This is a genomic window from Pseudomonas sp. S3_B08 (genome assembly GCF_054667725.1).
The window spans coordinates 2,181,821-2,192,840 of record NZ_CP162750.1; the positions used below are offsets into that span (position 1 = coordinate 2,181,821).

An 11,020-nucleotide genomic window follows, 5' to 3' on the forward strand; every position below is an offset into this window, starting at 1 on the left:
GGTGGATTTAGCGCATCCGGTAATTGCCTTACGCTGGCGTCGGATTTTCCCTTCTCGCTATTCGGAACCGGGCGACGGAAATGTCCTGCTTTGCGACCTTTTGCCGATGCAGGCAGCGCGAACGAGCAGAGACTGGCAAAATCGCGCCTTCGAACAGATTCACCGCCGCCACTGCCCAGGATTTCCCCCATGCAAATGACCACCGCCCTACTGATCGTCAACCCGTGCGACGACGAAGAAGACAACATGGCCATGCTCTGCTGCCACAGCGACAAGGGCGAGATGTTCCTGATGAGCCGTTATCCGGATGAGGATGAGCTGGAGATCACGCTGGATGGCGAGCCTTCAACGCTGGAGGGAGTGAAGGTCACGCTGACGTCGGAACTGCTGAAGATCGAGATTGCTGCGACGGATGCCGATGCGTTGAATGGGGATGATGTGCTGGAGATCAGTTTCAATCCGGATATGGTGGATATGGATGAGGTTGTTGAGACCTTGAAGAATATTCTCGATGGGACAGGAACTTTTGTAATTAATCTGGAATAACCAGTTCGGCTCGCATGACAAGATAAATGACGACGGCATTTGATCGCCCCTTATGCCATCGTCATTAATTCCACGCTGATCGATACCTCTACAAGCTCTAAACACCTGAAAACCATAATTCGCGCTAATTTTCCGCATAGAACGCCGCTGTGTTTAACAGCACGAAGCTCGATCCTACTACTCCTCAAGAAGTGCCCTACGCAATCATCGGAAGCCGTCTGATTGCGGGCCCACCCCTCCCTTGTTATTACTCGTTGCGCTTGCAAAAAAACATGCAAGCTCGGCGCACAAAAAAAAGTGCCGACAACGTGATATTCAATGGAGTCATATGTAATGGGTAGAAAACGTTCTGAAATAAACACCTTCGAGGATTTGCCTTATGGCTCGGGCCACTTTGAAGGTTTCCTGGCGACGGAACTGGACTTCTTCGCCTCACTGACCCGCTGACTCGGCCTCCCGATCAGCCAATCCTGAAAATGCCGAAAGTCGATCTTTCGGCATTCAAGCCTACGAGGCTCACCATGTCAGAGCGTGAGATTTCATCCAGCGAAGCGTTTGTCCGAATAAACAATGTTATTCAGACACTGGGTTTGAAAGCGCGAGTGCGCTATGTCGATGACGGTAATCTGGTCGCTACTGCCGAACTCTATAACGAATACGACACGCTGATTGAATCAGGCGCAGGCAAAGGTCCCGACGCGCTTGTAGGTGCACTTGCTGAAAGCCTTGAGCACTACGCGATGTTTCACGCCGAGCCGCCATTTTGCACAACGCTTGGTTGCAGTGACATCGCTTCGCAGAACGGGGTCGAGTCGGACGGCATTTTCACAAGTCTGCGAAAAAACATCGAGCCTCTACAGTGTCTGCAGCTTGCAGCACTCGACGGCTGCGCCGGGCTTTTTGTGCCATGCGCCCTGCTGTATCCGGTCAAAGATGAACGTAAAACAACGAGTCAACCGACGCGCTTTTTAAATCGCTACGCCTCTAACTCAGGAACTGCTTTCGGCTGCACGAAATCAGAAGCACTGCTGCACGGTACCCTGGAACTGATTGAGCGACACCTGTTGTCCCGGTTTTTCATGGCCGTCTGCAGACTGATACCTGCGATAGATCTCTACTCACCGTCGGCGCCCCTGCTTGCGCAAGCCCTGTTCAACAACTCATACGCGCTACGGGCTGCCGAAGCTTTGCAGATCATCATTATCAAAGACGAGTCAGAAGTTTATCTGGCGGTTGCATTCCCACGAACCGGCCCCGGCGACCGACATATATCCGCAATCGGCTCCGGCTGTTCTTTGGACATATTTATCGCCATCCAAAGAGCGGTAACGGAGCAATTCCAATCAAACGCCTTATACGACGCCAACGATGAAATCGCGGACCGAAAGGTACTTGATGTGCTTTGTCAATCCGAGAAACTGAAACAGCTGATAGACTTTGCACCCGTTAAAAACTTGAAACTCAATACCCTGGCGCCGCCAAAAAGCCTGCTTGCACTCTCTGTTCCTGAACAACTTGCCTTGCTCCGAAAAAACCTGAGCGGTATGAACAAAGTCCTATTTTTCAGAACAGTCATGGAGTACCCGGGGACCAACGTAGTTACCCAGACTTATATCCCGGGTCTCGACCGATTCAACATAATCAGAAATGGCCAACCCGTAGCTCCTCAGCACATTTTGCTCGGCACCAGGAGCACGCCAACGGCGTGATCCAAAACGACCACAGGCCCATACTCATGCAGACATTTATAAGAACAGCCTGCGAGAAACATCGACTCCTGCTGGTGATGACAATAGGCGCGACCATCACCCTGAAAATCCTGGCCCTGGCCCCTCCTTTGTTATTGGGCAAGATCGTCGATTCACTAAACGATGCCGATCACACAACGCTGCGTACGCTGCTTTTTTTCACCGCAGCTTTTACGCTGGCCGGTTGCATTCAGTCGATGACCACCCCCCTGCAAACGCTGCTGCTCTCAAAGCTCGTCCAGCGAATTGTCATGGATGCTTCCATCAATTGGATGGCGCGGTTGATGGGCAAGGATTTTTCCCAGTTTGGCACGTGGCGAGTAGGACACTTCATCAAGTCGGTCGAGCGCGGAATCACTGCCCACGAACAGTTGCTGATGTTCTTCGTCACTACGGGTTTTCCCCTGTGCCTGGAATTTCTTATTGTGGCCGGCGCATTCTGGTATATGGGCGGAGCCTGGGTTTTCTGCGCGCTAGCTGGCCTCGGTGGCTGTTATCTCTACGCAACTCACCGGATCATTCGATGGCGCCGAAAACACATCGATGCTGTTAATGACCAGGAGGATGAGCTGAGTGCAACCTTGGTCAATACTTTGAGAGCTGGTAAATCGATAAAACTGGAACGCGCCGAACGCACGGCCCTGCAACCCTTGAACCGAGCGTTTGAGCGCTACGCCAACGCTGCTGTAACCGTAGCAGGCTCGGGCGGACTGTTGAGCGCGGCGAAGATTTTGTTTATCAGCCTGTCCACCGGCGGTTTGTTGGCTTGGGGAGTCATGGATCAGACGTCCGGACAAGCAAGTATCAGCGTCGGTCAGTTGGTGGCCATTTCCTCTATTGCTGGTACGTTCCTGTTGAATGTATCGGCGCTGACCGAAGGCTATCGGGTGCTGGATCAATTTTCGGCTGATCAACGGCGACTCAAAGAATTACTTGCAACTGCTGACTTCGATAACGATCGCCGCAATGACTCTGATGCGTTGCATAACCTATCAACATTACGGCTCGAGCCCTGCGAGATCACCCATAACGGTGTTGCGCAGCTATCAATTGCCAGCCAGATCAGCTTCCGACAGGGCCAATCCGTTGCGATCATCGGGCCCAGCGGCGCTGGCAAATCGACGTTACTCGAAGCGCTGGCAGGACTGGATTTTTCGGTGCGGCCCCGGCTGTTCATCGACGAGCTGTGCATAGATCGCTTAAATGCTCGCGTTCATCTGGAAACGGTGCGTTACAGCCCCCAGTCTCCGCAGTTCCTGGAAGGAAGTTTTGAACAGTCCGTACTTTTCGGTGTTGAGCAGTCGAAAACATTGAACGAGGCAATTCAATGCCTCCAGCTTGATGAAATCATTGGCCGAGGTCACATCGCTGAAAACGCCACCAATATCTCCGGAGGTGAAGCGAAGCGGCTTTCGTTGCTGCGACTTCTGAATCGACCGGGCAAATTCAATCTGTTTGATGAGCCGAGTGCTTCGATTGAACCGAAACTCGCTACACCAGTGTGGGATTTGCTATTCAAGACATTCGCTGGACAGGGCCTTATATGTGTCACCCATGATGTTGAACATCTCCATCGTTTTGACCGCGTGCTCGTCATGCAGCAAGGCGCCATCGTTGATGAAGGCAAATGGTTCGAACTGCTTGAGCGCCCCGCCATCAAGGTCATATTGCACAGCTTGCACACGCAGACCTGAATCGCAAAAACGTCCAGAAACGGCCCCACGCAGTGCAAACGAGGGCCGATACTGACAAATCGCGCAAATGCCGTTAGTCGCCGCCCCCCACGATGGATTAAAGTAACGCCCCCAGCCCCGGCGTTATCCGAACGCCCCGGCCACCCCCTTTCCAGGAACAGTCACCGATGGAACATCGTGAAGCGCTGCTGGCGCTGCGAACCTTTCTTTCAACGCAGATTCTCGGCCAGGAAAAACTCATCGAGCGTTTGCTCATCGCCCTGCTCGCCGACGGCCACATGCTGGTCGAGGGCGCTCCCGGTCTGGCCAAGACCAAAGCGATCAAAGAACTCGCCGAGGGCATCGAAGCCCAGTTCCATCGAATTCAGTTCACCCCCGACCTGCTGCCGGCCGACATCACCGGCACCGAAATCTACCGTCCGGAAACCGGCAGTTTCGTCTTCCAGCAAGGGCCGATCTTCCACAACCTGGTGCTGGCCGACGAAATCAACCGCGCGCCGGCCAAGGTGCAATCGGCCTTGCTCGAAGCGATGGCCGAGCGTCAGGTCAGCGTCGGGCGCAGCACTTATGAGCTGTCGCCGCTGTTTCTGGTGATGGCCACGCAGAACCCGATCGAACAGGAAGGCACCTATCCGTTGCCGGAAGCCCAGCTCGACCGTTTCCTCATGCACGTCAAGATCGGTTTCCCCGACGCTGCTGTCGAACGGCGCATCCTCCAGCAGGCCCGTGGCGAGGCGTTGAACGGTGAGACCAAGCCCGAGCGCCGGGTCAGCCAGCAGGCGATCTTCGCCGCGCGCAAGGAAATCCTTGGTTTGTACATGGCCGACGCCGTGGAGGAGTACCTGGTGCAACTGGTCATGGCCACGCGCAACCCGGCCAAGTTCGATCCGGAAATGGCCGAATGGATCGCTTACGGTGCCAGTCCGCGCGGTTCGATTGCCCTCGATCGCTGCGCCCGCGCCCACGCCTGGCTGGCCGGTCGCGACTTCGTCAGCCCGGAAGACATTCAGGCCGTGCTGTTCGACGTGTTGCGCCACCGCATCATTCTGTCGTTCGAAGCCGAAGCCGCTGGCATTGATCAGGATCGCGTGGTGCAGCGGATTCTCGACGTCGTCGCCGTCGCTTGACCCCCATGAACGCCGCCCTGCCCTCCGAACCCGGTATCCGCATCAGCCTCGCCGAGCTGATCGAGATGCGTCACCGCGTGCGCGAGGTGCAACTGTTTTCTACGCCGAGTCAGCGCAGCCCGCTGATCGGCCTGCATCATTCGAAATTCCGTGGCCGTGGCGTCGACTTCGATCAGGTGCGGGTCTATCAGGCCGGTGACGACGTGCGCACCATCGACTGGCGCGTCACTGCGCGCACGCAGGAGCCGCATACCAAGCTGTTCCATGAAGAACGCGAGCGGCCGATTTTCATCATGGTCGAGCAAAGCACGCGGCTGTTTTTCGGTTCGGGGCTGATGTTCAAATCGGTACTGGCGGCGCAGGTCGCGGCGCTGATCGGCTGGGCCGCGCTGGGGCACAACGACCGCGTTGGCGGGCTGGTGTTCGGCGATAACGAGCACTACGAAATCAAGCCTCGGCGCAGCAAGCAGAGCCTGCTGCAATTGCTCAACCGGCTGGTCAAGGTCAATCAATCGCTGCACAGCGAGCGCGAGCCGGATCGCGATGCCTTCGGCGTGGCCCTGCGCCGGGCGCGGGAAGTGCTGCGGCCGGGCAGTCTGGCCATCGTTATTTGCGATGAGCGCGCGTTGTCCGACAGCGCCGAACAACAACTGAGTTTGCTGGCGCGGCATTGTGATTTGCTGATGTTGCCGCTGTCCGATCCGCTGGATCATGCTCTGCCCGCCGCCGGCCTGCTGCGCTTCGCCGAACGTGGCGCGCAACTGGAAATCGACACGCTGAACTTCGACCTGCGCCAGACCTACCGCGCTCAGGCCGAAGCGCGCATCGCTCGCTGGGAGCTGCTCGCACAAAAGCTGCGGGTGTTGCTGATGCCGCTGAGCACGCAGAGCGAAATGGTCGAGCAGATGCGCGAGTTCCTGAACCCGCAGCGTCCGGGGAAAGGTCGATGAACGGCCTCGAACAACTGCAACCGCTGATCTCGCCGCCGCCGATCGCGTTCTGGCCGCCGGCGCCGGGCTGGTGGCTGCTGCTTCTGCTGTTGCCGCTGCTGGGTTTCGCCGTGTGGAAGCTACGGCGTTTCATTCCGATGAAGAAACGCCCGGTGGTGCGCGCCGAGCAGCCGCTGGACCCGGTACGCATCGCCGCGCTCGCCGAACTGGCGCAAATGCCCAAGCCTTACGACGGCGCTCCGGCCGGCGCTTGGCTGCAACAACTCAACGGCCTGCTCAAACGCCTGTGCCGCAACCACTATCCATACAGCCAGAGTCACACCCTCAACGGCCGCAAATGGCTGGCCTTCCTCGATAACCGCTGCCCCGCTGCCGGCCTGACGCGCTGGATGGTGCTGGTTGAAGGCGCGTACAAACCGGAATGCAAACTCGACGACAAAGCCATCGCCGGCCTGACCCAAGCGGTCGACACGTGGATTCGCAAACATGTTTGAGTTCGCCTGGCCTTGGATCTTTGTGCTGTTGCCGCTGCCGTGGCTGATGCGTCTGATCCTGCCGGTGGCCGACAGCGGCGAGCCGGCATTGAAAGTCAGTTTCCTCGCCGACCTCGAAGGCCTCGCCCGCCGCCGCGCCCGCGCCAACTTGCCGGCGTGGCGGCAGCAGGCGCCGTTTATTTTGCTGTGGCTGATTCTGTTGACCGCCGCCGCCCGCCCGCAATGGCTCGGCGAGCCGCTGCCAATTGCCGCCAGTGGCCGTGATCTGCTGGTGGCGGTGGACGTGTCCGGTTCGATGGATTTTCCCGACATGCAGTGGCAGGACGAAGAAGTCAGTCGCCTGTCGCTGGTGCAGCACTTGCTCGGCGATTTCCTTGGAAGCCGCGACGGCGATCGCGTCGGTCTGATCCTGTTCGGCAGCCAGGCCTACCTGCAAGCACCACTGACCTTTGACCGGCGCACCGTTCGCATCTGGCTCGACGAAGCGCGGATCGGTATCGCTGGCAAAAACACCGCGATCGGCGATGCCATCGGTCTGGCCCTGAAACGCCTGCGCCTGCGCCCGGCGCAAAGTCGCGTGCTGATTCTGGTCACCGACGGCGCCAACAACGGCGGCGAAATCAATCCGCTGACCGCCGCAAAACTGGCCGCCAGCGAAGGCGTCAGAATCTATCCAATCGGCATCGGCGCCAATCCCGAGGACAGCGGCTCGACAGGCCTGCTCGGGGTCAATCCGAGCCTTGATCTGGATGAGCCGGCGCTCAAGGCCATCGCCGAAATCACCGGCGGCCAGTACTTCCGCGCCCATGACGGCCTGGAGCTGCAAGCGATCAAGGACACCCTCGATCAGCTCGAACCGGTGACCCAGCAACCGACTCAGGCACGCCCGGCGCAAGCCTTGTATCACTGGCCGCTGGCGCTGGCGCTGTGGTTGAGTCTGTTGCTGGTCGTCCGCGAACTGTGGCCGGATAACCCGCTGCAACGCCTGTTTACCAAGCAACTGTATTTGCAAAGTCCGCTGCCGGACTGGCGTGAGCGCTTGCAGCGTTTGCGCCTGCGGAGGCGCCGATGATCGCGCTCTGGCCGCACTGGTTCCGCCCTTGGTGGCTGCTGCTGTTGCCGCTGCTCGGCTGGCTGCTCTGGCAACTCTGGCACCGACAGAAACGCGCCGGGCGCTGGCAGATGATTCTGCCGCCGGCATTTCACGCTGCGCTGCTCAGTGGCGGCAGCGGGCGCCAGAGCAAACTGCCGTGGATCGCCCTAGGCGTGGCGTGGTTGCTGACCATTCTGGCCTTGCTCGGGCCGAGCTGGGAGCGCGTCGAACAGACCAGCCAGAAACCCGCTGACCCGCTGGTGGTGGTGCTCGAACTGACCCCGGAGATGCTCGCCACCGACTCTCCACCGACGCGTCTGGAACAGGCGCGGCGCAAGCTGTTCGACCTGTTGCAGGCGCGCAGCGATGCGCAGACGGCCATCGTCGTCTATGCCGGCAGCGCGCACACGCTGGTGCCGCTGTCGGATGATCTGGCCACCAGTCGCAATCTGCTCGACGCGCTGAAGCCGTCGCTGATGCCGGAAGCCGGCCACCGCGCCGATCTGGCCGTGGGCAAAGCATTGGCCTTGCTCAAGCAAGGTGCGCTGGGACAGGGGCGGATTCTGCTGATCGGTTCGTCGCTCAATGAAGAAGAACGGCGAGGCATTCGTCGTGCTCTGAATGGCGAGTCGACGCAACTGCTGATGCTCGGCATCGGCACCGCCGAAGGTGCGCCGATTGCCCAGGAAGACGGCAGTTTCCTCAAGGACGAGCAAGGCGCGATCCGCGTGCCGCAACTCGACAGTCCCGGTCTGGCGACTTTCCTCAACAGCGTGGGCGGTGAGTATCACCCGGCGCGACTCGACGAGGCTGATCTTGGCGCACTTGGCCTGCTCAACGGCCCGCGCAGCCTGCGCGACGATGGCCAGACCGTGCGCCTCGACACGTGGGCCGATCAGGGTTACTGGCTGCTGTTGCCGCTGCTGTTGCTCGCCGCCTGTGCCGGGCGTCGCGGCTGGCTCTTCTGCCTGCCGCTGCTGTGGTGCCTGCCGCAACCGAGCTACGCTTTCGACTTCGAAGACTTGTGGCTGCGCCCCGATCAACAGGGTTTGCACCTGCTCAAGCAGAAACGTCCGGCCGAAGCCGCGCAGCATTTTGACGATCATCAATGGCAAGGGGTGGCGTTGTACGAGGCCGGCGACTACAGTGGCGCCGCTCAGCGTTTTGCCGAGGGCAGCGATGCCCGCGCCCACTACAATCGTGGCAACGCTTTGGCGAAAAGCGGCGAGCTGGAAGCGGCGATCGATGCCTACGAACAGGCGCTCGAGCTGCAACCGGATCTGCGTCCGGCGCAGACCAACAAGGCGCTGGTGGAAAACCTGCTGAAGCAGAAAAACGCTCCGCCGCCGCCCGAGCCGGACAACCAGCCGAACGAACAAAGTCTGCCCGGCGATGAGCCTTCGCCCACCACCGCGCCCCCTCCGGCGGTGAGCAGTGAAACCCAGAGCGAGGCGCAACCGGCCGAGTCGGCCAGCGAACCGCCGCCGACCGCCCCGCCGCTGCCAGGCCCCAATGAAATCCCCGGCAGCAACGAGGAAGAGGAAACCGACACGGTGCCGACCCTGCGCCCGAGCGAGAACAACCTCGAAGGCGAGCAGCGTCAGGCGCTCGAACAATGGCTGGGCAAGATCCCGGACGACCCGGGCGAACTGCTCAGGCGCAAATTCTGGTACGAACAGCAACAACATCAGGATCAGGAAAACAATCGATGACCCGCTTCGCCGATCTATTGCTGCCCCTGCTGATCTGCACGACTACCGCTCAAGCGGCCGTGCTGACCGCCAGCGTGGATCGCAGTCGCCTGAACTCCGGCGAGACGGTCGAGCTCACCCTCGAAACTGACGACGTCACCCAGTTCGGCAAGCCCGATCTGTCGGCGCTGGAAGCGCTGTTCGACGTGCGCGGCACGCGCCAGGTCAACCAGCTCAACACCCTTAACGGCGACAACCGCGCGACCACACGCTGGATCATCACCCTGCTGCCGAAAGAGAACGGCAGCGTAGTGATTCCGCCGCTGCAACTGGGCGAAGCGCAGAGCCAGCCGATCACCGTGCAGGTGATCGCCAGCGACAACCGCGAAGACAACAACAGCCTCGATCCGGTGTTCATCGAAGCCAGCCTCGACCAGACCAGCGTCTACGTGCAGGCCCAGGCCATCCTGACCCTGCGCATTTATCACTCGGTTTCGCTGTACGACGACAGCAGCCTGAGCCCGCTGCAAATTGCAGACGCGCGCATCGAGCAGCTCGGCGACACGCGCACCTACGAGAAAGACATCAATGGCCTGCGCCACGGCGTGATCGAGATGCGCTACGCGATCTATCCGCAACACAGCGGTCTGCTGACGATCGCCCCGCAGACGTTCAGCGCCACGCTGGTCGATACCGCACCATCAGCAGACGCCTCGGGGCCGAAACCCGGCAAACTGATGCGCGTCAGCTCGGCGTCGATTCCGCTGACGGTCAAACCGAAACCGCTGACCTACCCGGTCGATGCACCATGGCTGCCGGCGCGCAACCTCAGCCTCAGCGAAAGCTGGAGCCCGGAACCGGATCACACTCAGGTCGGCGATTCCCTCACCCGCAGCCTGACCCTGAAAGTCGAAGGCCTCGCCAGCTCGCAACTCCCCGCCCTGCCCGCCACCGACGTCAACGGCCTGCGCCGCTACCCCGACCAACCGGTGCTGAGCAACCAGAGCAGCGACCGCGGGATCATCGGCAGCCGCGAAGAACGCGAAGCCCTGGTGCCAAGCCGCAGCGGCGCGATCGACCTGCCAACCGTCGACGTGGTCTGGTGGAACACCTTCGAAGACCACCTCGAACACAGCAGCCTGCCCGCGCGCACCCTGCAAGTGGCGAACAACCCCAGCCTGCAAATCGACACCCCGGCCGGCACCCTGCAACCGAGTACGCCCGACAACGACACTTTGTGGTGGTGGAAACTCAGCACCCTGATCCTCGCCTGCACCACCCTGCTCGGCTTCGGCCTCTGGTGGCGCGCCCGCTGGCAACCGGCAATCCACCGCGCCGCCCAGACCGGTCCGAGCCCACGCACCCTGCTCGACGACATCAAACGCGCCAGCCAAGCCAACGACCCCCACGCCACCCGCCAGGCACTGGACGCCTGGGCGCGGCAACAGCCGGAGACGCTGGCAGACATGGCCGCGCGGTTTGTGCCGTTATCGGATGCGTTGGATGGCTTGAACGGCGCGCTGTACAGCGAGACCGGGCAGCATTGGCAGGGTGAGGATTTGTGGCGGGCGATTCGAACTATTCCAGCGGCGGAACGGGTGCAGGATCCGGTGGGTGACAGCGGGTTGCCGCCGCTTTATCCGAAGTGAACAGCAAAAGATCGCAGCCTTTGGTAGC

9 protein-coding genes are annotated in these 11,020 nt (G+C 60.1%); all 9 read left to right on the top strand.

All coding sequences use genetic code 11. The annotated features are described in order from the left end of the window. Window positions 1–189 precede the first annotated feature (189 nt). The 9 genes from AB4N73_RS09925 to AB4N73_RS09965 all read left to right on the top strand — a co-directional run bounded on the left by AB4N73_RS09925 (window position 190) and on the right by AB4N73_RS09965 (window position 10,992). A complete protein-coding gene (locus AB4N73_RS09925) occupies window positions 190–546 on the top strand; it encodes a hypothetical protein (protein ID WP_252882159.1) in 357 nt (118 codons plus the stop codon). Between the two features lie 521 nt (window positions 547–1,067). Continuing rightward, window positions 1,068–2,255 (top strand): YcaO-like family protein, encoded by a 1,188-nt coding sequence (locus AB4N73_RS09930; RefSeq protein WP_082530321.1) that lies wholly within the window; start codon window positions 1,068–1,070, stop codon window positions 2,253–2,255. Window positions 2,256–2,281: 26 nt separating this feature from the next. Beyond that, window positions 2,282–3,988: an ATP-binding cassette domain-containing protein gene (locus AB4N73_RS09935; protein WP_252878334.1), complete on the top strand. Its 1,707-nt coding sequence runs from the start codon at window positions 2,282–2,284 to the stop codon at window positions 3,986–3,988. 167 nt (window positions 3,989–4,155) lie between these two features. Beyond that, entirely contained in the window at window positions 4,156–5,115 is a 960-nt protein-coding gene (locus tag AB4N73_RS09940) for an AAA family ATPase (RefSeq protein ID WP_007913915.1), read from the top strand. Between the two features lie 5 nt (window positions 5,116–5,120). Further along, on the top strand, window positions 5,121–6,065 hold the full coding sequence (locus tag AB4N73_RS09945; RefSeq protein WP_016774988.1) for a DUF58 domain-containing protein: 945 nt from the start codon (window positions 5,121–5,123) through the stop codon (window positions 6,063–6,065). Continuing rightward, window positions 6,062–6,559 (top strand): DUF4381 domain-containing protein, encoded by a 498-nt coding sequence (locus AB4N73_RS09950; protein WP_042606790.1) that lies wholly within the window; start codon window positions 6,062–6,064, stop codon window positions 6,557–6,559. The genes AB4N73_RS09945 and AB4N73_RS09950 overlap by 4 nt, the downstream gene beginning before the upstream one ends. Beyond that, window positions 6,552–7,631 (top strand): vWA domain-containing protein, encoded by a 1,080-nt coding sequence (locus AB4N73_RS09955; protein WP_460143358.1) that lies wholly within the window; start codon window positions 6,552–6,554, stop codon window positions 7,629–7,631. The genes AB4N73_RS09950 and AB4N73_RS09955 overlap by 8 nt, the downstream gene beginning before the upstream one ends. Then, complete coding sequence (locus tag AB4N73_RS09960) at window positions 7,628–9,364, top strand: tetratricopeptide repeat protein (RefSeq protein ID WP_122750530.1); 1,737 nt, start codon at window positions 7,628–7,630, stop codon at window positions 9,362–9,364. The genes AB4N73_RS09955 and AB4N73_RS09960 overlap by 4 nt, the downstream gene beginning before the upstream one ends. Beyond that, the gene (locus tag AB4N73_RS09965) at window positions 9,361–10,992 is read left to right on the top strand and encodes a BatD family protein (protein ID WP_460143359.1); all 1,632 of its coding nucleotides are present in this window, start codon (window positions 9,361–9,363) and stop codon (window positions 10,990–10,992) included. Before AB4N73_RS09960 ends, AB4N73_RS09965 begins: the two co-directional genes overlap by 4 nt. Window positions 10,993–11,020: the final 28 nt, after the last annotated feature.

Excerpts from the sequence above, each read along its gene's own strand:
- AB4N73_RS09925 (WP_252882159.1), top strand. The coding sequence starts at position 190 with ATGCAAATGACCACCGCCCTACTGATCGTCAACCCGTGCGACGACGAA.
- AB4N73_RS09930 (WP_082530321.1), top strand. The coding sequence starts at position 1,068 with ATGTCAGAGCGTGAGATTTCATCCAGCGAAGCGTTTGTCCGAATAAAC.
- AB4N73_RS09935 (WP_252878334.1), top strand. The coding sequence starts at position 2,282 with ATGCAGACATTTATAAGAACAGCCTGCGAGAAACATCGACTCCTGCTG.
- AB4N73_RS09940 (WP_007913915.1), top strand. The coding sequence starts at position 4,156 with ATGGAACATCGTGAAGCGCTGCTGGCGCTGCGAACCTTTCTTTCAACG.
- AB4N73_RS09945 (WP_016774988.1), top strand. The coding sequence starts at position 5,121 with ATGAACGCCGCCCTGCCCTCCGAACCCGGTATCCGCATCAGCCTCGCC.
- AB4N73_RS09950 (WP_042606790.1), top strand. The coding sequence starts at position 6,062 with ATGAACGGCCTCGAACAACTGCAACCGCTGATCTCGCCGCCGCCGATC.
- AB4N73_RS09955 (WP_460143358.1), top strand. The coding sequence starts at position 6,552 with ATGTTTGAGTTCGCCTGGCCTTGGATCTTTGTGCTGTTGCCGCTGCCG.
- AB4N73_RS09960 (WP_122750530.1), top strand. The coding sequence starts at position 7,628 with ATGATCGCGCTCTGGCCGCACTGGTTCCGCCCTTGGTGGCTGCTGCTG.
- AB4N73_RS09965 (WP_460143359.1), top strand. The coding sequence starts at position 9,361 with ATGACCCGCTTCGCCGATCTATTGCTGCCCCTGCTGATCTGCACGACT.